The 24,862-nt window shown below is 51.2% G+C and carries 20 protein-coding genes; 16 read left to right on the top strand and 4 right to left on the bottom strand.

Features of this window, described 5'->3' with window-relative positions; all coding sequences use genetic code 11:
• Positions 1-55: 55 nt before the first annotated feature.
• The 10 genes from LZ463_RS07255 to LZ463_RS07210 all read left to right on the top strand — a co-directional run bounded on the left by LZ463_RS07255 (position 56) and on the right by LZ463_RS07210 (position 13,738).
• Positions 56-871: a hypothetical protein gene (locus tag LZ463_RS07255; RefSeq protein ID WP_241454956.1), complete on the top strand. Its 816-nt coding sequence runs from the start codon at positions 56-58 to the stop codon at positions 869-871.
• A gap of 46 nt (positions 872-917) precedes the next feature.
• Positions 918-1,724 (top strand): TatD family hydrolase, encoded by an 807-nt coding sequence (locus LZ463_RS07250; protein ID WP_241454955.1) that lies wholly within the window; start codon positions 918-920, stop codon positions 1,722-1,724.
• A 3-nt stretch (positions 1,725-1,727) separates the two neighbouring features.
• Positions 1,728-4,166, top strand: a complete 2,439-nt coding sequence (locus LZ463_RS07245; RefSeq protein ID WP_241454954.1) for a DNA internalization-related competence protein ComEC/Rec2 — start codon at positions 1,728-1,730, stop codon at positions 4,164-4,166.
• 14 nt (positions 4,167-4,180) lie between these two features.
• On the top strand, positions 4,181-4,990 hold the full coding sequence (locus LZ463_RS07240) for an alpha/beta fold hydrolase (RefSeq protein ID WP_241454953.1): 810 nt from the start codon (positions 4,181-4,183) through the stop codon (positions 4,988-4,990).
• A gap of 21 nt (positions 4,991-5,011) precedes the next feature.
• Complete coding sequence (locus LZ463_RS07235; RefSeq protein WP_241454952.1) at positions 5,012-5,965, top strand: lipid A deacylase LpxR family protein; 954 nt, start codon at positions 5,012-5,014, stop codon at positions 5,963-5,965.
• 110 nt (positions 5,966-6,075) lie between these two features.
• Positions 6,076-7,719 (top strand): CTP synthase, encoded by a 1,644-nt coding sequence (pyrG, locus tag LZ463_RS07230; RefSeq protein ID WP_241454951.1) that lies wholly within the window; start codon positions 6,076-6,078, stop codon positions 7,717-7,719.
• A gap of 388 nt (positions 7,720-8,107) precedes the next feature.
• Positions 8,108-9,391 carry a phosphopyruvate hydratase gene (gene eno, locus LZ463_RS07225; RefSeq protein WP_241454950.1) on the top strand — a complete coding sequence of 428 codons (1,284 nt, stop codon included), beginning with the start codon at positions 8,108-8,110 and terminating at the stop codon, positions 9,389-9,391.
• Between the two features lie 77 nt (positions 9,392-9,468).
• Positions 9,469-9,798, top strand: a complete 330-nt coding sequence (gene ftsB / locus LZ463_RS07220) for a cell division protein FtsB (RefSeq protein WP_241454949.1) — start codon at positions 9,469-9,471, stop codon at positions 9,796-9,798.
• Between the two features lie 329 nt (positions 9,799-10,127).
• A complete protein-coding gene (locus tag LZ463_RS07215; protein ID WP_241454948.1) occupies positions 10,128-12,521 on the top strand; it encodes a hypothetical protein in 2,394 nt (797 codons plus the stop codon).
• 89 nt (positions 12,522-12,610) lie between these two features.
• A complete protein-coding gene (locus tag LZ463_RS07210) occupies positions 12,611-13,738 on the top strand; it encodes a hypothetical protein (protein ID WP_241454947.1) in 1,128 nt (375 codons plus the stop codon).
• Positions 13,739-13,759: 21 nt separating this feature from the next.
• Here the strand turns inward: LZ463_RS07210 and LZ463_RS07205 are convergent, their stop codons facing one another.
• The 4 genes from LZ463_RS07205 to LZ463_RS07190 are packed head-to-tail and all read right to left on the bottom strand — an operon-like array spanning position 13,760 to position 17,128.
• Positions 13,760-14,470: an ABC transporter ATP-binding protein gene (locus LZ463_RS07205; protein ID WP_241454946.1), complete on the bottom strand. Its 711-nt coding sequence runs from the start codon at positions 14,468-14,470 to the stop codon at positions 13,760-13,762.
• Complete coding sequence (locus LZ463_RS07200) at positions 14,467-15,231, bottom strand: ABC transporter ATP-binding protein (protein ID WP_241454945.1); 765 nt, start codon at positions 15,229-15,231, stop codon at positions 14,467-14,469. Before LZ463_RS07200 ends, LZ463_RS07205 begins: the two co-directional genes overlap by 4 nt.
• Positions 15,228-16,199: a branched-chain amino acid ABC transporter permease gene (locus LZ463_RS07195; protein ID WP_241454944.1), complete on the bottom strand. Its 972-nt coding sequence runs from the start codon at positions 16,197-16,199 to the stop codon at positions 15,228-15,230. The genes LZ463_RS07200 and LZ463_RS07195 overlap by 4 nt, the downstream gene beginning before the upstream one ends.
• Positions 16,200-16,207: 8 nt before the next feature.
• Complete coding sequence (locus LZ463_RS07190; RefSeq protein ID WP_241454943.1) at positions 16,208-17,128, bottom strand: branched-chain amino acid ABC transporter permease; 921 nt, start codon at positions 17,126-17,128, stop codon at positions 16,208-16,210.
• 208 nt (positions 17,129-17,336) lie between these two features.
• Here LZ463_RS07190 and LZ463_RS07185 point away from each other — a divergent pair, with 208 nt between their 5' ends.
• The 6 genes from LZ463_RS07185 to LZ463_RS07160 are packed head-to-tail and all read left to right on the top strand — an operon-like array spanning position 17,337 to position 24,853.
• Positions 17,337-18,965: a benzoate-CoA ligase family protein gene (locus tag LZ463_RS07185; protein WP_241454942.1), complete on the top strand. Its 1,629-nt coding sequence runs from the start codon at positions 17,337-17,339 to the stop codon at positions 18,963-18,965.
• A gap of 29 nt (positions 18,966-18,994) precedes the next feature.
• Entirely contained in the window at positions 18,995-20,200 is a 1,206-nt protein-coding gene (locus LZ463_RS07180) for an ABC transporter substrate-binding protein (protein ID WP_489686090.1), read from the top strand.
• Positions 20,201-20,246: 46 nt separating this feature from the next.
• Positions 20,247-22,640 carry a bifunctional salicylyl-CoA 5-hydroxylase/oxidoreductase gene (locus tag LZ463_RS07175; RefSeq protein ID WP_241454940.1) on the top strand — a complete coding sequence of 798 codons (2,394 nt, stop codon included), beginning with the start codon at positions 20,247-20,249 and terminating at the stop codon, positions 22,638-22,640.
• 2 nt (positions 22,641-22,642) lie between these two features.
• Entirely contained in the window at positions 22,643-23,428 is a 786-nt protein-coding gene (locus LZ463_RS07170; RefSeq protein ID WP_241454939.1) for an SDR family NAD(P)-dependent oxidoreductase, read from the top strand.
• Positions 23,429-23,457: 29 nt separating this feature from the next.
• Entirely contained in the window at positions 23,458-23,970 is a 513-nt protein-coding gene (locus LZ463_RS07165) for a MarR family winged helix-turn-helix transcriptional regulator (RefSeq protein WP_241454938.1), read from the top strand.
• Between the two features lie 28 nt (positions 23,971-23,998).
• Positions 23,999-24,853, top strand: a complete 855-nt coding sequence (locus tag LZ463_RS07160) for an enoyl-CoA hydratase family protein (RefSeq protein ID WP_241454937.1) — start codon at positions 23,999-24,001, stop codon at positions 24,851-24,853.
• Positions 24,854-24,862: the final 9 nt, after the last annotated feature.

Raw genomic sequence — 24,862 nt, 5'->3', positions numbered from 1 at the left:
TTATCGCCACTTCTTGGCAAGCTTTGCCGACTTTTTTAATCACTTGGTGGAATAAATGAAACTTTTTTGGCGTGCCTTGCCCTCGGCGATTACTTTGCTGGCGGTGTTGGCGCTATTGGTGCACGGCCCGATTGCCCAGTTTGAGCATTATCACGAATTTGCTGACGTATCGACCTGGGCCGGGGTGCCGCATGTGATGGATGTGTTTAGCAATACGGGTTTTGCATTGGTTGCGATATATGGGTTTGTTGTGTTGCAGGTGAAAAAACGGGAAATCGGGTGCGGGCGGAGTTTTGTGGCTTACGCGATGTTTGTGGCCAGCCTGGCAGCGACAGCTGTCTGCTCAACGTATTACCATCTGGCCCCGGACAATGCGCGTCTGTTCTGGGACAGGTTACCCATCGCACTGGCTTGTTGCAGTCTGCTGGCTGCGACCAGGGCAGAATATAAGCCAGCCATGGATACACGTCAGGCGGTCATGGAGTTGGGTCTGCTCTTGTTGACGGGCCTGATGTCGGTCGTCTGGTGGCAACAAAGCGGTGACCTGCGTCCCTACCTGCTGATACAGGGTTTGGCGCTGACACTGATACCGATCAGGCTCTTGATGCATGATGCACTTAAAGCAGATCGCAAGGGGACCCTGATGTTTACCGCGGCCCTGGGCCTGTATGTAGTAGCAAAAATAACCGAATTGCTTGATGCGCAAATCCTGCAATGTTCTCATTTCATCAGCGGGCATAGTCTCAAACATCTGCTGGCCGCCTTGGCGGCTGGCTTGATTGTGTACAGGTGGCAGCAGCAAAAAAGTATGTCACGCCCGACGCCTGCATCCTTGCAAAAGATTGAGGTGTACAGGCAAACTGCTTCATAATCGGGGTGTTGATTTGTTATAACCTTTTTTTGAAGCGTATCAAGCTATGTGGATAGATAGCCACTGCCATCTGGATGCAAATGAATTCGGCGGGCAATCCCTGAGTGTTGCCGAAGAAGCGGCCGGGGCAGGGGTGTCTGCCATCATTGTCCCGGCAGTGCACAAAACAAATTTTGAGGCAGTCATCACACTCGGGCAGCAGCGTGAAGACTGCTTTTATGCCTTGGGCATACATCCCATGTATGTTCCCACTTCAAAAGAAGAAGATCTGCAATTATTACGTGACAGGGTTGCAGGCCTGATGGCAGGGGCAGATGCCGGCAGTAAACTGGTGGCGATAGGTGAGATTGGCCTCGATTATTTTGTGCCGGAACTGACGCAGAGCCCCTTGCGTGAAAAGCAGGAGCATTTCTATATTGAACAGCTGAAACTGGCCCGTGACTTTGATTTGCCGGTCCTGCTCCATGTGCGACGGTCACAAGACATCATACTCAAGCATCTGCGACACATCCAGGTCAATGGTGGTATTGCCCATGCTTTCAATGGCAGTGCCCAGCAGGCGGAGGTGTTTATCAAGCTAGGCTTCAAGCTCGGTTTTGGTGGAGCCATGACTTTCACGCGTGCCTTGCAGATCAGGCGTCTGGCCAGTGATTTACCACTCGACAGTATCGTGCTGGAAACTGATGCACCCGATATCCCGCCAGCCTGGTTGGATGAGGAGTTCAATACGCCTGCGCAGTTGCCAGAGATAGGGCGGGTGCTGGCTGAATTACGCAATATGTCAATTGCAGATCTGGCTGCTGCCACTTCAGCAAATGTTCGCACAGTATTGCCACGCATGTTGATAGGATAATTCGTGCGTGCGGTGATGTTGGGCTTTGTTGTCGGTGTCGCCATTCTGCAGCAGCAGGCCGGCTTGTTGAGTCCCTTGGTACTGGCAATCATCACGAGTGTGGTTGTTGGTATCAGTTTTTTTCTATACCGGCTTACATCGAAAAGCTATTGGCGCCTACCAGCACGCATGTTGCTTGCTGCTGCATGTGGTTTTGTCTGGGCCAGTGCTTTTGCCCATTTTTATCTGCGTGAATCCCTGCCTGCAGAATGGGAAAACAAGGATGTCGTGCTGGTCGGTACAGTCGATAGCTTGCCATTTCATTTTGAGCAGGGGCAAAGATTCAATTTTGCTGTGGAGCAGATACATGCTGACGGACTTGATCTGACCTCCAGGGCAAACTGGCCATCAAAGGTTGCACTTTCCTGGTATGGTGCAATGCATGGCGCTGATGCGATACCTGTCACGAATGTGCAGCCAGGCGAGCGTTGGCAATTGCGGGTGCGCATGAAGCGTCCACACGGTAACGCGAACCCCTATGGCTTTGACTATGAGGTCTGGTTGCTGGAGCAGGGGTTGCGTGCGACGGGGACCGTGCGGTCAGACAAGGATGAAACAGAAAACACGCACTACAACAAACGCCTGGATGGATTTGTCTGGAGCTGGAGTAACCTGGTTGAGCGTAGTCGGGCCAGCTTGCGTGAGCGCATTCATGCGGCTCTTCCACAGCATGCCTATGCTGGTGTTCTCGTGGCGCTGGTGGTGGGTGATCAGCGTGAAATCCCGCAGTCCGACTGGACGGTTTTTAATCGCGTGGGCATAGGTCATTTGATCAGCATTTCCGGTTTGCATATCACCATGATTGCCGGTTTGCTGGCAGGCCTGGTGTTTTATTTATGGCGCAACTCCTTCTTTATGGGTACGTCCTTGCCGCTGCGCTTGCCTGCGCAAAAGGCGGCTGCCGTGGCCGGGGCATTGATGGCATTTGTTTATGTCGCCCTGGCTGGTTTTGGCTTGCCAGCACAAAGAACCATGATCATGCTGACAGTGGTTGCTATTGCCGTCTGTACTGGGCGTACCAGTGGCCTGTTTTCGGTGTTGAGTCTGGCGCTTGCAGTTGTGGTGTTGTTTGATCCCTGGGCCGTCATGTCCCCCGGCTTCTGGTTGTCTTTTTCTGCGGTGGCTATTATCGTGTTTGCCAGTGGCGGGCAATTCACACCAAGGCAGGATGAAAAACTCAAAGCACGCATGCTCGATGGTTTGCGCTCTGCCAGCCTGACGCAATATGCTGTTACGATAGGCTTGATTCCCCTGACCATGCTCTTGTTTGGACAGATTTCCCTGATCAGTCCTGTTGCCAATGCCATTGCCATTCCCCTGTTCAGTTTTGTTGTCACACCGCTGGCTTTGCTGGGCAGCATAGCGCCGGCGCCATTATCGATTTATTTGCTGAAGCTGGCTCACTTGTTTGTGGAGTTGCTGGCGCAGGCCATGGCATATTTTAGTGGCTTGCCTATGGCGGTATGGAATGCACCACTACCAGGTTTTGCCCTGTTCTTGCTGGCGATGCTGGGCATGCTGTGGTTGCTGGCTCCAAAAGCCTGGCCCATGCGCTGGCTGGGCCTGATTTGCTGCCTGCCCCTGGTTTTTCAGCGTCCACAACATCCGGATGACGGTGATTTGCAAATCACGGCTCTCGATGTCGGGCAGGGCATGGCTCTACTACTGGAAACCCGCCATCATCGTCTGCTCTATGATACCGGCCCCGGCCTGGGTTTTGAATCAGACAGTGGCAGTCGTGTCATTTTGCCGTATCTGCATGCGCGTGGCATTAATGAGCTCGATACCATGGTGGTTTCACATAATGACAACGATCACTCGGGTGGCGCAGTGACCATATTGAAGCATCTGCCTGTGGATACGGTGAGCAGTTCGCTCAATCTTGCCAGCCCCATTGTTCTGGCTGCAAAAAAACATCGGCGTTGTGAGGCAGGGCAGCAGTGGGTATGGGATGGCGTCAGTTTTGAAATGCTGCAACCTGTCAGTGTCAGTTATGAAAGCACCAAGTGGAAACCGAATGCACGCAGTTGCGTGCTAAAAGTCTCGACCAGACGTTTCTCAGTGTTGCTGGCTGGCGACATAGAGGCCATACAGGAAGATGAGCTGGTCAACTCCATCCCGCAAAAATTGAAGGCGGATATTTTGCTGGCGCCACACCATGGCAGTGGCACTTCATCGACAACTGCCTTTCTGAAAACCGTGCAACCTTCAATTGCCATATTCCAGGTTGGTTACCTGAATCGTTACCATCATCCCAAGCCGGAAGTTTTCCAGCGCTATGCTGATTTTGGAATAAAACGTCTAAGAACCGATGAAACTGGTGCAATCGGCATACAATTTGGCGCATCATTGACGACTTCAGCATTCAGACAGGAAAACGCGCGTTATTGGTTTGGCCGGTAATGTAAATCCATGCTATGAGCGAGCTTACAGTAAAACCTATCATCCATTTTGTTCATGGGAACAGCTTCCCCTCAGGGACTTACCGTGCATTCCTGGATCATTTGCGCACGGACTTTGAGGTTTTTACCACTGACATGGTTGGTCACAACCCGGCTTATCCCGTCACTGATGGCTGGCGTCACCTGGTGCAGGAATTGATTGATACCCTGCAAGGCGGTTATCAGCAACCTGTGATCCTGGTGGGACATTCATTGGGTGGCATCTTGTCACTGATGGCGGCAAGGGCCAGGCCCGACCTGGTACGTGCGGTTGTTGTCCTTGATTCACCGGTCGTTGCCGGCTGGCGTGCCTTTTTGTTGCGGACATTCAAATTCTTTGGCTGGGACAGAAAATTTTCGCCTGCACGGTTTTCTGCCAAGCGGCGACATATCTGGAAAGATGAAGAAGAGGCTTACCAGCACTTTGCCGCAAAAGAAATGTTTGCCATCTGGCCGCCCGAGGTATTGCGCGATTATATGAAGGCCGGATTGAAACCTCACCCGGAGGGTGTGACCCTGCGCTTCACACGCGAAGTGGAAACAGCGATATACCGCAGCCTGCCACATGGCCTGGGGCGCCTGAATGTACGACGTCCTGCCATGCCTGTCGGTTTTGTTGGTGGAACCGAGTCGATAGAATGCCGGCAGGCAGGGGACAAGGCAACCAGGAAGCTGATGGGTGATAATTATGTACTTATCCCCGGCGGGCACCTGATTCCCATGGAAACGCCGGTAGCCTCAGCCATTGCCGTGCGCGAGATGATCGCCCGTTTCAGGCTGAGTTAATTCAATTTTGAAATATTATTCATGAACCCAGTCAAACCCGTGCGCCATATGGCGACATTAGTTACCAGCCTTTCCTTGTTGTTGAGCAGTACGGCAGCATTGGCCGACAATCTACTGCCATCGTGGGATGAGTTCAGTCAGGTCAGGCAAGTCGGTAAATCAGTCCTGCAACTGGATATCGATAACGACAGCCTCCTGTTCAAGAAGGATGACGGTTTTTATACCAGTGGCAACCGCATAGGGCAAACATATACAAGGGGCGATGCCTCGCAGTCGCTGACCTATGGCTGGCGACTGGGGCAGGATCTGTACACGGCATCTGATATCAAACTGAAGCCAGGGCAGATATCGCCGTTTGATCATCCTTACGCCGGCTGGTTATATGCAGGTATCTTCAAAGAGAAAAATGAAGTCAACGGTAAAAGCCTGCGACTGGGCCTGGACCTTGGTTGCCTGGGGCCTTGCGCAGGTGGTGAATGGACGCAGACACATTTGCATCGTCTGTTGAAGCAGCCTTTGCCGCAGGGCTGGAGTACGCAGCTGCGCAATGAATGGGGCGCAGTGCTGACTGCCGAATATTCACCAGGACGCTTGCTACCTGCTTCCAATGTGGATTTGACGCCGCGTTTCAGAGGTCATTTTGGCAACATCTTTACTGATGCAAGCGGCGAGCTATTGCTGCGGGCTGGCAGTCTGAATGTCTTGCCCGAACAGCCAGCCAGCTATGCCTTTGCCAGGGCCGAAGTCAAGGCGATCGCCTACAATGCCACAATACAGGGGGGCTACTTTAATGATCAGGCCAGCCTAGTCAAACCCAAGACCATGGTTGGCGAGCTTGAAATCGGCTATCTCTGGCGTAACGACAGCTACGGTCTGTCAGCTGCCATCATTCGCCGCAGCAATGAAATCCGGCAATTGAGCAATGGGCAGGGGGCACAGAATTTTGCCAGATTGCAAGTTTTTTATGCAATGTAAAACCAGTCAGACCTGAAAATTCGCAGGATTTGAAAGCGGGAATTCGCGCAGTCACGGCATAGTGGTGTATAATTCGAATTTCCCGCTTGTGCCGTCCGGCACCTTCTGCAATGACTAAGTTTGTATTCGTTACGGGGGGCGTAGTCTCCTCACTGGGCAAAGGCATTGCCGCTGCCTCTCTCGCTGCGATCCTTGAATCGCGCGGCCTCAAAGTCACCATGCTCAAACTTGATCCATATATCAATGTGGACCCGGGTACCATGAGCCCATTCCAGCACGGTGAAGTTTTCGTGACCGATGACGGCGCTGAAACTGATCTGGATTTGGGCCACTATGAGCGTTTCATCACGGCCAAAATGAAAAAGGTGAATAACTTCACCACTGGCCAGATTTATGAATCAGTAATCCGCAAAGAACGTCGCGGTGAATACCTCGGCAAGACCGTACAGGTCATTCCGCACATCACCAATGAAATCCAGGAATTCATCCATCGTGGTGCAGCCGGTGCTGACGTCGCCCTGGTTGAAATCGGTGGTACGGTTGGAGATATTGAATCCCTGCCTTTCCTGGAAGCTGCTCGCCAGTTGAGCCTGCGTGCCGGCCGTAATGCAGCAGCCTTCGTGCACCTGACCCTGGTGCCTTATGTGGCGGCTGCCGGTGAATTGAAAACCAAACCTACTCAGCATAGCGTACAGAAGTTGCGCGAGATTGGTATCTTCCCCGATGCCCTGCTGTGCCGTGCCGATCGTCCTATTCCTGATGATGAGCGCTCCAAGATATCGCTGTTTGCCAACGTGCCGGAAGAAGGCGTGATCTCAGTCTGGGATGCAGATACCATCTATAAGATTCCACAGATGTTGCATGACCAGGGGCTCGATAAAATTGTCTGCGATAAATTGGGCCTGTCACCAAAACCAGCCAATCTGGCGATGTGGGACAAGCTGATTTATGCGCTGGAAAACCCGAAAGAAGAAGTGACCATAGGCATGGTTGGCAAATATGTCGACCTGACCGAATCGTACAAGTCTTTGACAGAAGCTTTGCGTCATGCCGGTATCCATACAGAAAGCCGTGTGAATATCGAATACGTCGATTCTGAAGAAATTGAAGCACACGGTACCAAATCGCTGGAAAAATATGACGCCATCCTGGTGCCTGGCGGTTTCGGCAAGCGCGGTGTAGAAGGCAAGATTCTGGCAGCACGTTATGCACGTGAAAACAAGGTGCCTTACCTTGGTATCTGTCTAGGCATGCAGGTCGCCCTGATTGAGTATGCGCGTAACAAGGCGGGCCTTGCAGTGGCAAACTCTACCGAGTTTGATTCAGAAACTGAGCAGCCTGTAGTGGCGCTGATCAATGAATGGCAAAACCATGACGGCAAGGTTGAAACCCGCGATGAAAATTCCGACCTTGGCGGCACCATGCGTCTGGGGGCACAAACTTGTGCAGTTCGTCCCGGCACTCTGGCGGCAGAAATTTATGGCAATGTCGTGACCGAACGTCATCGTCATCGTTATGAGGCCAATAACCATTATCTTGGCCGTGTCGAAGACGCAGGCCTGATAGTTTCTGCCCGTACGCCGACAGAGGACCTGTGCGAAATCATGGAATTGCCACGTGAGGTGCATCCCTGGTATCTCGGTGTGCAATATCACCCTGAGTTCAAGTCGACACCACGCGATGGTCATCCCTTGTTTATCTCTTTCGCGAAGGCTGCGATTGCACACAAGAAGGCTGTAGCTGACAAGGCATAAGATGTTGCTGCATTGATGCCAACAGGGGCAGTTCTGTACTGGCCCCTGTCAGTTGAACTTGCCAGCAATTTGCGCTGTACTTGAAAAATAGATTTTTAGTGCTGTCTGGTCTGGATAATGCGCTAAAGACACAAGGGTTCATTGAATCCATTTTCGCTTGATTTGTCGTGTGATGGGAAGCCAATCTGCTTATCAACGCAGTGGTTTAAAAATAAAGTCGTGTCATGTTTGTCGAGACAGTTTGATTGGCTGTATTTGCCATATCAATTTGTTAGTACCAAAAACCAGACAGCTTTATTCACCTGTCAGCCTTACCAGGCCAACAGTTGCAGACACAAGTCAGATTCGTTTTATTTTGTTCGCTATATTGATCGTTTAGGAGAATTGAATGAGTGCCATCGTTGACATTATCGGTCGTGAAGTTCTGGATTCACGCGGTAACCCAACTGTTGAATGTGATGTCTTGCTGGAATCCGGCGTCATGGGTCGTGCTGCTGTACCATCCGGTGCATCTACCGGTTCCCGCGAAGCGATAGAATTGCGCGATGGCGACAAGTCCCGCTATCTGGGCAAGGGTGTATTGAAAGCCTGTGAAAATATCAATACAGAAATCGCTGAAGCCATCATGGGTCTTGATGCGAATGAGCAGGCTTTTCTTGACCGCACCCTGATCGATCTCGATGGTACCGAAAACAAGAGCCGCCTTGGCGCCAATGCCATGCTGGCGGTCTCCATGGCAGTCGCAAAAGCTGCTGCTGAAGAAGCCGGCTTGCCGTTGTACCGTTATTTTGGCGGCTCTGGCGCGATGCAATTGCCTGTGCCTATGATGAACGTCATCAATGGTGGTGCGCATGCGGACAATAATCTGGATTTGCAAGAATTCATGATCATCCCGGTTGGTGCACCAACTTTCCGTGAAGCCGTGCGTTATGGTGCAGAAGTTTTCCATGCACTGAAAAAAATCCTGCACGACAAGGGCTTGACAACAGCAGTTGGTGATGAAGGCGGTTTTGCACCATCCGTCGATAATCATGAATCTGCCATCAAACTGATCATCCAGGCGATTGAAGCAGCTGGCTACGAGCCAGGTACGCAAATCGCATTGGGCCTTGATTGCGCTGCCAGCGAATTCTATAAAGATGGCAAATATCACCTTGAAGGCGAGGGGCTGACCCTGTCTTCCACTGATTTCACCAACCTGCTGGCGACATGGGTCGATAAATATCCTATCATCTCCATCGAAGACGGCATGGCTGAAGGCGATTGGGAAGGTTGGGCTATCCTGACTGAAAAACTGGGCAAGAAAGTCCAGATCGTTGGTGATGACCTGTTCGTGACCAATACCAAGATCCTGAAGGAAGGCATACAAAAAGGTATCGCCAATTCCATCCTGATCAAGATCAACCAGATCGGTACATTGACAGAAACTTTCGCTGCCATCGAAATGGCAAAACGCGCTGGTTACACAGCGGTGATCTCGCACCGTTCTGGCGAAACAGAAGACAGCACCATTGCCGACATCGCAGTGGGTACCAATGCTTTGCAGATCAAGACTGGTTCGCTGTCACGCTCTGACCGTATGGCAAAATACAATCAATTGCTGCGCATAGAAGAAGATTTGGGCGAAATTGCCAGCTACCCTGGCCGCGATGCCTTTTATAATCTGAAGTAATCTGGTATCTTGGAGTCAAAAAGGGGAACGCTGTTCCCCTTTTTCATATTGTTGTCTTTTCATTCTACTAAAAACCTGTGCGTTTGATCGCTTTATCCTTTGCTGCCTTGTTATTACTGATTCAATACCCGCTCTGGCTGGGTAAGGGAGGCTGGCTACGCGTATGGGAGCTGGACAGGCAGGTGGCCCTGGTGAAGGGTAATAATGAAAAGTTGAAAGAGCGAAACAGCAAGCTTGATTCCGAAGTCCAGGATTTGAAAAACGGCACCGATGCTGTAGAGGAGCGTGCTCGTTTTGAACTAGGCATGATCAAGAAAAATGAAATATTCGTGCAAATTCTTGACCCCAATTCACCTGCATCGAGTGCTTCCGAGCCTGTTTCCCCAACTTCAGGCAAGCCGCAGTAAATCAGGTTTGATTCAGATTTGAGACTGAATTACTGATCTGTTTGTTTCTGCAAACTTACTGAAATCATTTCTGCTCCCGCCCCCAAGGTGTAAGTTTGAAAATTCCTTTTCTCCATCATAAAAAATTCGCCATTTATTGTTCATATCTTCTTTGCATGAATTAATTTCTTCATTTCACAGATGGCAGATCAAGATTCAATGTTAGAATCACGTGCGATTACATTTTACAGTTTGTTACAACTTTGTTTTTTAATTATCCTGACAGATTTTTTATGTGCCTGAACATTCTTCTCAGGCCATGTCTGGTGATGTTTTAGATGAATATGCCCATGGAAAAAAATAAAAAATACCAATCCCTGCTCCCGGTCTTGCTAACTTCACTATTTGTCGGATTACTGAGTGCATGCGGTGGTGGCGCCGGGAATACAGGCTCTTCGGGCAATACCTCTACCGTCGCAATAAAAACAGATGGCCGGCAATTCAATGGACAAGTCGCCAAAGGGCGCATAGTCGGCGCCAGGGTGCAGGCTTATGCGCTGGATAAAGCTGGTAACAAGTCGGCCAATGTTTTCAGCAGTGCCCTGACAGGTGACGACGGCAGTTATACGATTACCGTGCCAGATGGCGTCAACAGTTTTATGCTTGAGGTGGCCTCAGCACCTGGTGCAACCATGTATGACGAGGTGACACAGGCTGATCTGCCTTTCCCTGCTGATTTGAAATTACGCAGTGTCGTCAAGCAAGGCAGCAATCCTGAATCTGTATATTGGGGTAGTGTGACGCCGTTGACGGAGTTGATCGTTCAGGTTGCAGAAAATGCTGGCAGCCTGACGCCTGCAAATATCGACAAGGCCAGGGCAGGTGTCCAGGCTTTGCTCGGTTTTGATCCGCAGCGTGTATCCATCATTCACACGACTGCCGATACGTCGTCAAACAGCTATGTCGACGAGAAAATCCAGGGTTTAAGTCTGACGGCGATTTCTTACCTTGCTTTCAATAAAGCTTTTTCCTGCAATGATCCGTTGCAGGGCGCGCGAGTTGCCTGTGTGGTGAAAAAGATTGCCAATGCAGGAAAACTTGATGGCAACACCTTTAATCTCAGCGAAGATGTGCGTGCTGCCATGCGTGCAGCACTAGAGCAGGTTGCAACGGATGAGAGTCTGAATAAATCTGGCAAGAATTCTGTCGCAGGTATTGGAGCGTTTTTGAGCGCCAGTTTGCCAAGTCCTGCTCCTGAAGCCGACAATATCATCGCGACCAAGCAATTGTTCAGCAGTCTGCGCAACAATCTTTATGCGGTGACTAATTCGCAAAATTCTGGCGGCCTCGATTTGCGCTTGAATGCAGTCAAGGCTGATTTTGAAAATGCCACGGCGCCACTGAATAAAGACTTGCTGATCTGGTCCAAGACCATAGCAGACGGTATTGATCAGTACAATAAATATACTTCTGGCCAGAGCAGGGAAACTACTGTGACCGGCCTGTTCTATGGACCTGCGCCCTTGTGGAGGGGCTATCAGAATATAGGTAATCTTGGTGATTGCAGCGCAATGCGCGATCCACTGAATGTCGCCAGCACACCGGCGCAGGCCAAGGGCATGGAGTGCCGCTTTTCGCGCCTGGCATTGCCGGGCACTTTCAAATATTCATACAAATATCAGGTTGAGTGGGTAGAGTTGATAGATCGCATCTGGCTGGAACCGGTTGCCAATGACAGTAGTCGCTTCAACTACAAGTCTGAGCTGGTTAAGCAAAAAGCCGTGTTTGCCTGGAATGAAGAGAAGAATGATTTCATCAGGCGGCCTGCCAACCCGGCAGATACGGTGATAATTGACGCTTATTCCGGCAATGCTTTCACGGGCCAGATCAGCTTTGCCATGCAAGCCAGGAATTTGTACGCACTGGTGGTCCAGGGGACAATGCCGCCACGCAGTGACGGTAATGGCCAGCTAACGTCTGATTACGAAAAGTGGGATATTCATGCTGGTCGCACTGGTTTGCCAGATGGCAGTTTTCGCTATGACTTCACTGGCGAATTCATATCCTATGTAAAGAGTAATATGAATTCCCGTTTGTCTCTGGATAAGGGGTCTTATGCAACCGTCGACCTGGACTACAAGGGCAATTTGCAAAAGAATGGTGTGAAGGAATTCAATCTTGCCATCACCGGTGAGGCAGGCAATAGCAAGGTACATGGTGAATTAAAACTGGGTAATGCCTCTACAGATAAAAACGGTGTCAGCTACCAGCCAAATCGTCTTGATTTTGTGGGGACCGTCAGTAACAGCCTTGGCCTTTCCAGTGCAGCAGAACTGTTTAATGGTAAATTAACTGTAGAGCGTTTTGGTTATGGCAGTTTCGATAGTGCAAAACCAGAATCCGCCAGCAATTTTGTGCGCAAATCTGTTGCAGCTTCAGGCGTAATTCAGGTGCCGGGACGTCCGCCGCTCAAATTGAACTTGAATGGCAGTAATGACGCGTTTGGCAGCAATAGCCTGATTGCACAATATGACGATGGTAGTAATGTCATCAATGCCCAGATGTCTGAAAGCCTGACAAAACAAAAAATCGTGCGTGTCAGCAGCACGTCCGGTGTTTCTTTTGATGTATTTGGCAGTAATCTAGTTGCCGACATACTCAAGGATGGCGCCAAGGTTGGTTGGCTGGATATGAAGGCAGGCCGTATCAGTTATACCGACGGCAGTTTCGAAACCATCAAATAAATTATCCGGGCCAATCAATAGACTGACCAAGGCATCACCCCAAACCCGCTGACCAGATTTGTCGGCGGGTTATTTTTCTGATCTTCATCATGTCTGCATCCCGCTTCTTTTTTTTGTTGGCCGTTGCCCAGGCTTCAGCGTTTGCCTTATTTAATCAGGCGCAGGCCAGTGATTTGTTCGTATCGGAAAAAGCACAAGACGGCTGGATTGCTTTTGCCAACATTGATTTATGGGACGCTTCAGATTTCATGCCTGCCAGCAAGATCGAGGGGGACTGGAATACGGATTTTTCACCCAGGGCCGGGCGCAATACCAGCCTGCGCCGTTATCGGGCGGAATTGGGAGCAGGATATAAAGACTGGCGTCTTAGCCTGGAAGCACGTCAGGACGGCATGTTAACAGCCAGTGCATCTACCCTGGCTTTTGTCAGAGCATACAAACTCGGTGGTTTGCCGCAGCAGCCAGTCAGTTATCAACTCGATGCGCAGATGCAGAGTTGGTCAGGCTTTGGCATACGGGCAGGACGCTGGTTCGAGTTTGGTAGTGAATATCAACCCAAGGTGTTTGCCAGCGTGGTGTATTACACAAAACCCCAGTATCGTGCTGTACAGGCTAATGGGGCGGCTGACTATATTGACAGGCAGCACTACAGTTTTTCTGCTTCAGAGATTGATGCCAACAGCCGTTACCAATATCTGTTTCGTCAATTTGAACCCGAGGCTACGGGCTACAGCAGCAGTCTGGAACTGGACTGGAAGTTGAATCAGGTTTGGCGCATCCAGTATCAGCTTGACGATGCTTTTAATCGATTTGCATGGAAGAATTTACCCGAATTGCAGCAAAGCCTGAATTCTGCCGTAGTTCAATATGACAGCAGGGGTTATTTGAATTATCAGCCTTTGTTGCAGGGCAGGAATAGCCAGGGTGGTCGATCAATTTCCGTACCTGCCACGCATACCGCACGTATCAGTTATGCCCGGCAACAATGGGAATTTGCGGCGCAAGTCAGGCATTTTTACGGCGAGAATCTGCCCGAATTCAGTGTCAGCAAGGATGTCGCATATGGTCGTGTTTCAGTTGATCTGGATACCCGCTATAAATCAATCGGTCTCGGCTGGAACAATGACTGGCTGAGCCTGCATCTGCAAACTGATAAATTGAACTTGGCAAGCGCAAAAGTCCTTGGTCTTGGTGTGCAGTTGCACCGTCAGTTTTAAATCAGCGGCGATTTATCAAGGCTAAACACCAACATATTTCTGCCAGGTTTCCGGTGTGGCCGCCAGTTGCTCGCTATTGCCTTGCCAGACTATTTTGCCACGTTCCATGATGGCGTGGTGATTGGCAAGCGGAATCAGTTTCTCTACATATTTATCAATGACCAGGATGGTTTGCCCTTGTTCGCGTAATTTTCGCAGGCAACTCCAGATTTCTTCGCGTACCAACGGTGACAGGCCCTCGGTCGCTTCGTCAAGAATCAGCAGATGCGGGTTGGTCATCAGGGCGCGTGAGATCGCCAGCATCTGCTGTTCGCCACCGGACAATTGATTGCCCATATTACTCGCCCGTTCTGCCAGGCGTGGAAACAGTTGATAGATTTGCTCCAGGCCCCATGGTGTCTTGCTGTTATTGCGGTTGGTGGCAAAGGCAAGCATATTTTCTTTGACGGTTAGGTTGGGGAAGATTTGCCTGCCTTCCGGCACCAGGGCGATACCCAGGCGGGCGATTCTGTCTGTCGTTAATTTTTCTATGTGTTGCCCCATGAAGCTGATATGCCCCTGGTATGCAGGTGTCAAGCCAAATATTGATCTCAATGTCGTGGTTTTGCCAGCACCATTGCGGCCTAATAGGCTGACGACTTCGCCTTGCGGGATTTGCAGGTTCACTCCAAACAAAACCTGACTGTGGCCGTAGGCAGTGGAAATATTGTCGATCTCCAGCAGGTAATTCATGCGGCTTCCTTTGCGTCGCTCATTTCATCACCGAGATAGGCTTTCTTTACCTCCGGATGCTGGCGTATAAAATCGGCAGTGCCAGTGGCGATGATGCGGCCAGCAACCAGCACGGAGATGCGGTCCGCCAGCTTGAATACGGCATCCATGTCATGCTCTATCAATATGACGGATGCCTTGCCGCGCAAGGCTTGAATCAGTTCAATCATCTTGGCTGATTCTTCATGGCCGGTACCTGCCATGGGTTCATCAAGCAACAGCAACTGTGGTTTGCATGCCAGCGCCAACCCCAATTCCAGTTGACGTTGTTCACCATGTGCCAGCGCACAAGCCAGTGTCTGTGCCTGGTGTTCCAGGCCTATTTCTTTAGCGAGCTGTCTTGCTTCTGCAAACAAGGTCTTTTCCTGGATTGCCGGGCGCCAGAATCGCATGCTGCTGGTTTTGCTTGCCTGTAGCGCCAGACTAAGGTTGTCGATAACAGTGTATGACTGGAAAATATTGGTGATCTGGTAAGAGCGACATAGCCCCAGCTTGGCACGTTCATGCATGCTCAGGATCGTCACATCCCTGTCATTGAAAATGATCTTCCCCTGGTTTGGCACAACTGCTCCAGAAATCTGGTGTATCAGGGTCGTCTTGCCTGCACCATTCGGACCGATGATGGCATGGATTTCTCCTTCTTCTATTTCAAGACTCAGTTCATTGGTTGCCAGCAAGCCGCCGTAGCGTTTGACTAGTCCGTGCAATTGCAAGACGCTCATGCCTGCTCCTTTTTTTGTTTTATTGCAGACATGATTTTCTCCGGCAGGCTGGCCAGACCCTTGGGTAATAACATCACCACCAGCAGGAGGATGATGCCCAGATACAGTTGCCAGTGCATGGTGTAGCCCGACAAAATTTCTTCCAGCATCAGCATGAAAACGGCGCCGAGTATGCCTCCGGACATATAGCCGACGCCGCCCAGTATCACCATCACCATCAGGCTGCCTGACTGCGTCCAGTGCAAGAGATTGGGACTGACCAGCATGTTCTGGTTGGCGAGCAGGGCTCCGGCAAGGCTGGCGACGCTGCCGGCAATGGCAAAGCATAATAATTTGTAGCGAAAGACGGCATAACCCAGGGCTTGCATCCTGGTTTCATTTTCTTTGATGGCTTGGACCACACGTCCAAAGGGTGAGTTGATCAGGCGGTATAAAACAAGCAGTAGCATGCTGACCAGCACCAATACCAGGTAATAGAAAACACTGTCATCCGCCATGTTCAGGCCAGTAGCAGAGCGCTGCGCCAGGCCAAGGCCGTCGTCACCACCGTAGTTCTTCAGCGATACAAACAAAAAATACAGCATTTGCGCAAATGCCAGTGTAATCATGATGAAGTATACGCCCTTGGTCCTGAGCGAAACACTGCCCGTCAGCATTGCCAGCGCAAAGCCGGTCAGCATGGCAAGGGGCCAACTGATCCAGGCTGACGTGATACCGTGTTGCATCAGGATGGCCACCACATAGGCGCCACTACCAAAATAGGCGGCGTGACCAAGGCTGACCATGCCGCCAAAACCAAGTATCAGGTTAAGGCTGCTTGCCACCAGAGCAAAAATCATCAGGCGACTGAGCAGGCCTATGTAGAATTCTTGCCCCAGATAATTTGCCACGACAGGAAAAATTGCCAACAGGCACAGTGTCAGAAAGCAAGATAAAGGTGAAATGCGGTGATGCAGATTGCTTTGCATGATCATCCTCAGCCGCGTGCAGGGAAGAGACCCTGTGGTTTGTAAAACAGGACGGCTGCCATTAGCACATAGATCAATATCGATGCCAGGGCTGGGCCAAGATTAGCCGCCAGTTCCAGTGGCATGACTAATTTCAAGGCTCCCGGCAATAGGGTTTTACTTAACGTATCTACCAGCCCCACCAGTAAAGCTCCGACCAGGGCGCCACGGATGGAACCTATGCCGCCAATGACGATAACGACAAAAGCCAGTATCAATATGCTTTCGCCCATACCTACCTGGACAGCGAGTATGGAACCAAGCAGGGCGCCAGCAATTGCGCACAAGGCAGCACCAAAGGCAAACAGCAAGGTAAAAACCAGCTTGATATTGACACCCATGGTGATCGCCATCTCGCGGTTCGATGCTCCGGCGCGTACCAGCATGCCCAGCCTTGTCTTGCTGACGATGAAATACAGTAAACCAGCTATTGCCAACCCTGTGGCAATAATGAACAGGCGGAAAGACGAATATAAAAAATCTGGCAGTAATTCGACAGGTCGTGACAGTTGCGGCGGTATGTTCAGCTGCAGTGGCTGCGAACCCCAGATCATGCGCGCCCCTTCATTAAAGATGAGTATCAGTGCAAAGGTTGCCAGGACCTGGGACAGATGATCACGTTGATACAGGTGCCGGAATACAACCACTTCAAGTATTACCCCAAGCAGGGCAGTCGCGATGATGGCGGCCAGTAGGCCCAGCCAGAAAGAACCGCTCATGGCGGTAAAGCTGGCGGCGAAATAAGCGCCGGCCATGTACAGGGAGCCATGCGCCAGATTGATGAAATCCATGATGCCAAAGATCAGGGTCAGCCCAGCCGCCAGCAGGAAAAGCATAAGGCCGAATTGCAGGCCATTCAAACCATGTTCAAACAAGAGCGTGATGTTCATTCCCTGATTCCTGATCCGTGAAATGCTGCTTTGATGAAATTGCTTTAGGTCTAAAATATACTATAGTTGCAAATTATTTGAGCATTTTCTTTATGAAAATTTGATTTTTTCAATAAAAAACACTTTACCGAAAAATAGTTTAGGTTTAAAGTAGTTTTGTATTTGAAGGGATTGCTGCAAAGAAGTTTTCGCCTTTTACGGAGAAGAAATGATTTCAAATGCCCGACCAGGATCAGCTCATCTGGATACTTTTGCCTACGATCACTTGCCGCCGCGCGAGCTATGGCCTGAGTTGATATTTTCTTTGCCTGAATTGCAATACCCCGAGAGACTGAATTGCGTGGCCGAGTTGCTTGACAAGATGTGTGCAACAGGTTTTGCAGACAAGATTGCCATCCGTAGCCAGAACGAAAGCTGGACCTATGCCCACCTGCTGGCGACCGTCAACCGTATTGCCCATGTCTTGCTTGAAGACATGCATCTGCAGACAGGCAACCGGGTCATGTTGCGTGGCGCAAACAATCCCATGATGGCTGCGTCTGTACTGGCTGTCATCAAGGCGGGTTGTATCGCCGTACCAACCATGCCTTTGTTGCGTGCCAAGGAACTGGGTGTGATTGCTAACAAGGCTGAAATTGCCGCGGCATTGTGTTCAGAAAACCTGCGTGAAGAAATGGACCTGGCGGTACAGGCTAATCCTGTCCTGAAGCAGGTGGTGTATTTCAACCACCAAGGTGAAGGCGGCCTGGAAGCATGCATGGCGGGCAAGCCTGCGGAGTTTGCTCCCGTAGATACGCTGGCAGAAGATGTCTGCCTGATCAGCTTTACCTCCGGCACGACCGGCATGCCCAAGGGGACCATGCATTTTCATCGTGACGTGCTGGCGATCTGTGACTGTTTCCCGCGTTCTACCTTAAGGGCGAGACCCGATGATATTTTTATTGGCACACCGCCGCTGGCATTTACATTTGGCCTTGGCGGCTTGTTGCTGTTCCCCATGCGCATCGGTGCGACTGCCGTGCTGCTGGAGAAGCTGACGCCGGAATCCCTCCTGAAAGCCATAGACGATTTTGGCGCAACGGTTTGTTTTACTGCGCCAACTTTTTATCGCCAGATGGCCATGCTGACCAAAAATTTCAAACTCGACAGCCTCAAGAAAACTGTTTCGGCTGGTGAAGCCTTGCCAGCAGCCACGCGTGAATCCTGGCGGCAGGCGACTGGTCTGGTCATGATAGACGGCATAGGCGCGACCGAGATGTTGCACATATTTATCTCCGCCGCCGGTGATGAAGTCAGGGCCGGCGCCACCGGTAAGCCCATTCCTGGTTACCAGGCCTGCATATTTGATGACAACGGTAACGTGGCAGGCCCTGGTGTCGTGGGGCGCCTCGCCGTCAAAGGTCCGACCGGCTGTCGCTATCTGGCTGACGACAGGCAAAAAAACTATGTGCATCAAGGCTGGAACCTGACGGGTGACGCTTATGAAATGGACGCCGATGGCTATTTCTGGTACCGCGCCCGTACCGATGACATGATCATCTCTGCCGGTTACAACATCGCTGGACCAGAGGTGGAAGACGCGGTGCTCAAACATGCAGCAGTTGCCGAATGTGCTGTAGTCGGTATTGCTGATGAAGAAAGAGGGCAGATAGTCAAAGCCTATATTGTCCTGAAGCCGGAAGTGGCCGCCACAGAAGCTTTGCGCAAAGAAATACAGGACTTCGTCAAGAACAGCATAGCACCTTATAAATATCCACGCGCCATAGAATTCATGAGCAGCTTGCCGAGAACTGAAACCGGCAAGCTGCAGCGCTATAAACTGCGTACGCCCGCTTAGCTTTGACTGAATTTACCTTGTCCAATTCCATGTCCCCGCTTGTCAACACCATCCTGAAGGAGATTTTCGTGAAAAAGACCTTGCTGTGTGTATTGCTGTCTGGCCTTGCTGCACCCAATGTTTTTGCCGCTGATAAAGTCAAGGTTGGTATGGTGACCACCTTGTCAGGAGCTGGCGCTGGCCTGGGTGTGGATATACGTGACGGTTTTGCTCTGGCACTCAAGCATCTCGACAATAAATTCGGTAATTTGCCGGTGGAAGTCATTACCGGTGACGATCAGCAAAACCCTGACGCGACCAAGCAACTGGTGGATAAACTGATCAAGAAGGACAAAGTCGATCTGATGACCGGTATTGTATTTTCCAACCTGATGCTGGCGGTTGGCCCCGGCATATTCAGTGCGAAGATACATTACATCAGTGCCAATGCGGGTCCTTCGCAATATGCAGGTGAGCAATGTAATCCCTATTTCTTTAACGTGGCCTGGCAAAATGATAGCCTGCATGAAGCGGTAGGCAAACAGGTCAATGACAAGGGTTTTAAAAACGTGGCGCTGGTGGCGCCCAATTATCCGGCAGGCAAAGATGCCCTGACAGGTTTTAAACGCTATTACAAGGGCAAGGTTGCTGAAGAAATCTATACCAAATTGGGCCAACTTGATTATGCAACCGAGCTGGCACAAATCCGCGGCCTGAAGCCTGATGCGGTCTACATCTTCCTGCCTGGCGGCATGGGCATCAATTTCATCAAGCAGTTCGTGGATGCGGGTCTGTCAAAAAATGTACAACTGTTTGGCCCGGGATTCTCTGCTGATGAAGACATCATCAAGGCAGTAGGTGCGCCCATGCTGGGCATGTTCAATGCTTCGCAGTGGGGGCATGATATGGATAACCCGCAGAACAAACGCTTCGTCGCCGACTTCCAGAAAGACTACGGCCGCTTGCCTTCACTGTACGCATCGCAGGGGTATGATGCCGCGATGCTGATGGATAGTGCCGTACGTGGTGTCAAAGGCAAGATAGAAGACAAAGATGCACTGGGCAAGGCCATCAAGGCAGCTAACTTCAAATCAGTACGTGGTGATTTCAAGTTCAACAGCAATCACTACCCGATACAAAATTATTATGCGCGCATTATCAGTAAAGACGCACAGGGCAGGGTGACAAATAAAACACTGAGTCCGGTGTTTACCAATCATCCTGATGCTTATGTTGCTTCGTGCAAGATGCAGTAAGCAATCAATGCATCACTCTTATATTTAAATTCTTCAAGGTATTCCAATGAACATCCTCTGCATCGGTGGTGGTCCGGCTGGCCTGTATTTCAGCCTGCTGATGAAAAAACAAGACCCGGCGCACCAGATTACCGTGGTTGAACGCAATCGCCCCTATGATACCTTTGGCTGGGGGGTGGTGTTTTCTGACCAGACGCTGGGCAACCTGGTCAATGCTGATGAACAGACTGCGCGCTCCATCCTGCAATCCTTCAATCACTGGGACGATATCGACACCCATTTCAAGGGGCAGGTGGTGACTTCAGGCGGGCATGGCTTTTGTGGCATAGGCCGCAAGCGCCTGCTGAATATTTTGCAGGAAAGGTGCGAAGAACTTGGTGTCAAACTGGTGTTTGAAACCGATGTGGCTGATGACCAGGCATTGGCGCGTGAATATGCTGCTGACCTGGTGATCGCTTGCGATGGCTTGAACAGTCGTGTACGCACCCGTTATGAGCAAAGCTACCAGCCTGATATTGATACCCGTAAATGCCGCTTTGTCTGGCTGGGCACCAAGAAACTGTTTTCAGCCTTTACTTTTGCGTTTGAAGAGACCGAACATGGCTGGTTCCAGGCGCATGCCTATCAATATGACGGTGATACCGCGACCTTCATTGTAGAAACACCAGAAGAAACCTGGCTCAAGTCTGGCATAGACCAGATGAGTCAGGAGGAAGCTGTGGCATTTTGTGAAAAACTGTTTGCCAAATACCTCGATGGTAATGCACTGATGAGCAATGCTTCGCACTTGCGCGGCTCTGCCAACTGGATCAAGTTTCCCCGCATCATCTGCAAGAACTGGGTGCACTGGAATCAAATTAATGACAGGCAGGTACCGGTAGTGTTGATGGGTGATGCCGCACATACGGCGCATTTTTCCATCGGCTCCGGCACCAAGCTGGCACTGGAAGATGCGATAGAACTGGCGTGTAGTTTTGAAAAACATGGCAAGCAGGGTATGAAAGCCGTACTGGAGGAATATCAGGCACTGCGTTCTGTAGAGGTGTTGAAAATACAAAGTGCCGCTCGCAATTCCATGGAATGGTTTGAAAACGTCAAACGCTATACTGCCATGGAGGCACCACAGTTTGCCTATTCCATGTTGACACGCAGCCAGCGCCTCTCGCATGAGAACCTGCGTACCAGAGATTCTGCGTATGTACGCAGTTTTGAAGAGTGGATAGCAGAGCAGGCTTATGCCAGGGCGGGCTTGCCGGTACCCAAAACCAGATCGGCGATTCCACCCATGCTGACGCCATTCAAGTTGCGTGACGTCGTATTGAAGAACCGTATCGTGGTGTCGCCGATGGCGCAGTATTCAGCAGTTGACGGTATCGCTGGAGACTATCACCTGGTACATCTTGGCAGTCGCGCCATGGGGGGCGCCGGTCTGGTGTTTGCCGAGATGACCTGCGTCTCTGCCGATGCCCGCATCACGCCGGCTTGTCCTGGTCTGTATGCGCCTGCACATACGCAGGCATGGAAGCGCATCGTTGATTTTGTGCATGCCAATACTGATGCAAAGATTGCCGTGCAACTTGGTCATGCCGGCGCCAAAGGCTCTACTTGTGTGGCATGGGAAGGAACGGATCAACCTCTGAAAGAGGACAACTGGCCGCTGGTGTCTGCATCAGAACAGGAATATCTTGTCGGCATTTCACAACGCGCCCGTGCTGCAAGCCTGGAAGATATGCAACGTATCAAGGCTGATTTCGTCAGCTCGACCATGGCGGCAGACGAGGCAGGTTTTGACTGGCTGGAATTACATTGCGCGCATGGCTACCTGTTGTCCAGTTTTATTTCGCCGTTGACCAATCAGCGCCAGGATGCTTATGGTGGTTCGTTGGAAAACCGTTGCCGCTTTCCGCTCGAAATATTTGCTGCCATACGGGCCATCTGGCCTGCGCACAAGCCCATATCCGTCCGTATTTCTGCACATGACTGGGTAGAGGGGGGCATTACGCCTGATGATGCAATTGAAATCGCAAGACTGTTCAAGGCAGCCGGGGCAGACATGATAGATTGTTCGTCTGGTCAGGTCAGCAAGCAGGAAAAGCCGGTATATGGTCGCATGTTCCAGACACCGTTTGCTGACCGCATACGCAATGAGGGGCAGATACCGACGATAGCAGTTGGCGCGATTTTTGAGGCTGACCATGCCAATAGCATCATTGCTGCAGGCCGGGCCGATTTGTGCGCGATTGCGCGGCCACACCTGGCCAACCCATCCTGGACTTTGAATGAAGCTGCCAAGCTGGGCTTTCTTGATATGCCCTGGCCGAAACAATACACGGCGGCAAAAATGCAACTGGAGCGCAACCTGGAACGTGAACGCCAGATTGCCGCAGCAAGCGCCGGACTGACGCCGCAACAGATTGCCGCCAGATTGCTGGAGGGCTGAGAATGACCGTTTTAAAGAGGGCATTGCAAGGCAGGCATGCGTTGGTGACTGGGGGTGCCAAAGGCATAGGCCTGGCAATAGCAAAGGCTTTACTGGCAGAAGGGGCCAGTGTCAGCATCACGGGCCGGAATGAAGCGAATTTGCAAGAGGCCGTCGTTAGTTTGCAGGCTTTGGGTAAAGTGCAATACCTGGTCATGGACGTTAGTGACGCAGATTCAGTACACCTGGCGTTTGAGCAGTCACAAGCCAGGGATGGCCGTATCGACATCCTTATCAACAATGCCGGTCAGGCAGGTTCAGCTTCTTTCTTGAAGACAGATACGCGACTGTGGGACAACATGCTGGCTGTAAATCTGAGCGGCAGCTTCCACTGCATGCAACAGGCTTTGCCAGCCATGCTGGAATCAGGCTGGGGCCGCATCATCAATGTGGTCAGTACGGCAGGTCTGAAAGGCTATGCTTATGTCTCTGCATATTGCGCTGCCAAACATGCTGTCATCGGCCTGACCCGCTCTGTCGCGCTGGAAGTGGCCAGCAAAGGCGTGACTGTGAACGCCGTCTGCCCCGGCTATACCGAGACCGATATCGTCAAGGAAGCAGTTGCCAATATTGTCGCCAGGACAGGTCGCACAGAAGAACAGGCAAGAGTCGAACTGGCGGCTGGTAATCCGCAAAAACGCCTGGTGCAGCCGCAAGAAGTGGCAGATGCCGTGCTCTGGCTATGTATGGATGGCGCATCCGCCATGAATGGTCAGTCCATCGCCGTGGCCGGTGGCGAAGTGATGTAGATAAATTAATTATACAGATCAAGACAAGTATGAACGAAGACAGCGCGCAAGTGTACGACATGGAAACCCGCCTGACGCAAGACGATCATCAGTCCTTGCGCCTGTGGTTGCGCATGTTGTCCTGTACCGTGATGATAGAAGGTGAAATCCGCAGCCGCCTGCGCAGCGAATTTGGCATCACTTTGCCACGCTTTGATTTGATGGCGCAGCTGGAACGTCATCCGGAAGGTTTGCGCATGGGCGAATTATCCAAGCGCATGATGGTCACTGGCGGCAATATCACCGGTATTACTGATCAACTGGAACAGGAAAAGCTGGTCACCCGTGTGGCGGATCTGAAAGACCGGCGTGCCTACAGTGTCAAGCTGACGCCTGCCGGGCGGCGCGCCTTCAAACGCATGGCGGCCGTGCATGAAAGCTGGATTGCAGACATGTTTTCTGGCCTGCAAGCTGAGCAAAAAACACATTTATTTGAATTGTTGTCGCAGGTGAAAAGCCATTTGCATGAGCCTGAAGCTGGCAGCAACACTGACAAGATATAAATAACCATACTGAGCAGGGATACATATCATGAAATACTTACCCGGTGAAGCACACAATTTACCCGGCAACCGTTCGCAATTGACGGGTTATGAAGCGCAGCATTTCAAATATGCGGTGGTTGCCGGTGTTGCTACCGTCAGCCTGAACCGGCCAGAGCGCAAAAATCCCCTGACCTTTGACTCTTATGCTGAATTGCGCGACTTGTTCCGCTCATTTGCTTATGCGGACGATGTCAAGGCTGTTGTCGTCACAGGTGCCGGTGAGAATTTTTGCTCTGGTGGTGATGTCCATGAAATCATCGGCCCGCTGACCAAGCTCGATATGCCGGGCCTGTTAAGTTTTACGCGCATGACTGGTGACCTGGTCAAGGCCATGCGTGCCTGCCCGCAACCGATAGTGGCGGCGATCGATGGTGTTTGCGCAGGTGCTGGCGCCATATTGGCACTTGCATCTGATATACGCATAGGCACGGCGCGCAGCAAGACGGCATTCCTGTTCACCAGGGTTGGCCTGGCGGGCTGCGACATGGGCGCGTGTTCCATTTTGCCGCGCATTATAGGGCAGGGGCGTGCATCTGATCTTTTATACTCAGGCCGCTCCATGTCTGGTGAAGAAGCAGAGCGTTGGGGATTTTTCAATAGGCTGGTGGAACCGGAACAAATGTGGGACGAAGCCCAGGCCTACGCCCGCAACCTGGCGGAAGGCCCGACCTTTGCCCATGGCATCACCAAGAAAATGCTGCAACAGGAATGGAATATGGGCGTCGATGAGGCGATAGAGGCAGAAGCGCAAGCCCAGGCGATATGCATGATGACCAATGATTTCCATCGTGCCTACCATGCTTTCGTCGCCAGGCAAAAACCAGTATTTGAAGGGGATTGATGATGAGCC

This window comes from Undibacterium paludis, from assembly GCF_022568815.1.
Lineage (GTDB): Bacteria > Pseudomonadota > Gammaproteobacteria > Burkholderiales > Burkholderiaceae_D > Undibacterium.
The sequence above is the reverse complement of the archived record's forward strand: the minus strand, read 5'-3'. Positions and strand labels throughout refer to the sequence as shown.

Bases quoted from the DNA above. Each gene is read 5' to 3' on its own strand.
- LZ463_RS07255 (WP_241454956.1), top strand. From the start codon at position 56: ATGAAACTTTTTTGGCGTGCCTTGCCCTCGGCGATTACTTTGCTGGCG.
- LZ463_RS07250 (WP_241454955.1), top strand. From the start codon at position 918: ATGTGGATAGATAGCCACTGCCATCTGGATGCAAATGAATTCGGCGGG.
- LZ463_RS07240 (WP_241454953.1), top strand. From the start codon at position 4,181: ATGAGCGAGCTTACAGTAAAACCTATCATCCATTTTGTTCATGGGAAC.
- LZ463_RS07235 (WP_241454952.1), top strand. From the start codon at position 5,012: ATGAACCCAGTCAAACCCGTGCGCCATATGGCGACATTAGTTACCAGC.
- pyrG (WP_241454951.1), top strand. From the start codon at position 6,076: ATGACTAAGTTTGTATTCGTTACGGGGGGCGTAGTCTCCTCACTGGGC.
- eno (WP_241454950.1), top strand. From the start codon at position 8,108: ATGAGTGCCATCGTTGACATTATCGGTCGTGAAGTTCTGGATTCACGC.
- LZ463_RS07215 (WP_241454948.1), top strand. From the start codon at position 10,128: ATGGAAAAAAATAAAAAATACCAATCCCTGCTCCCGGTCTTGCTAACT.
- LZ463_RS07210 (WP_241454947.1), top strand. From the start codon at position 12,611: ATGTCTGCATCCCGCTTCTTTTTTTTGTTGGCCGTTGCCCAGGCTTCA.
- LZ463_RS07205 (WP_241454946.1), bottom strand. From the start codon at position 14,470: ATGAATTACCTGCTGGAGATCGACAATATTTCCACTGCCTACGGCCAC.
- LZ463_RS07200 (WP_241454945.1), bottom strand. From the start codon at position 15,231: ATGAGCGTCTTGCAATTGCACGGACTAGTCAAACGCTACGGCGGCTTG.
- LZ463_RS07195 (WP_241454944.1), bottom strand. From the start codon at position 16,199: ATGCAAAGCAATCTGCATCACCGCATTTCACCTTTATCTTGCTTTCTG.
- LZ463_RS07190 (WP_241454943.1), bottom strand. From the start codon at position 17,128: ATGAACATCACGCTCTTGTTTGAACATGGTTTGAATGGCCTGCAATTC.
- LZ463_RS07185 (WP_241454942.1), top strand. From the start codon at position 17,337: ATGATTTCAAATGCCCGACCAGGATCAGCTCATCTGGATACTTTTGCC.
- LZ463_RS07180 (WP_489686090.1), top strand. From the start codon at position 18,995: ATGTCCCCGCTTGTCAACACCATCCTGAAGGAGATTTTCGTGAAAAAG.
- LZ463_RS07175 (WP_241454940.1), top strand. From the start codon at position 20,247: ATGAACATCCTCTGCATCGGTGGTGGTCCGGCTGGCCTGTATTTCAGC.
- LZ463_RS07170 (WP_241454939.1), top strand. From the start codon at position 22,643: ATGACCGTTTTAAAGAGGGCATTGCAAGGCAGGCATGCGTTGGTGACT.
- LZ463_RS07165 (WP_241454938.1), top strand. From the start codon at position 23,458: ATGAACGAAGACAGCGCGCAAGTGTACGACATGGAAACCCGCCTGACG.
- LZ463_RS07160 (WP_241454937.1), top strand. From the start codon at position 23,999: ATGAAATACTTACCCGGTGAAGCACACAATTTACCCGGCAACCGTTCG.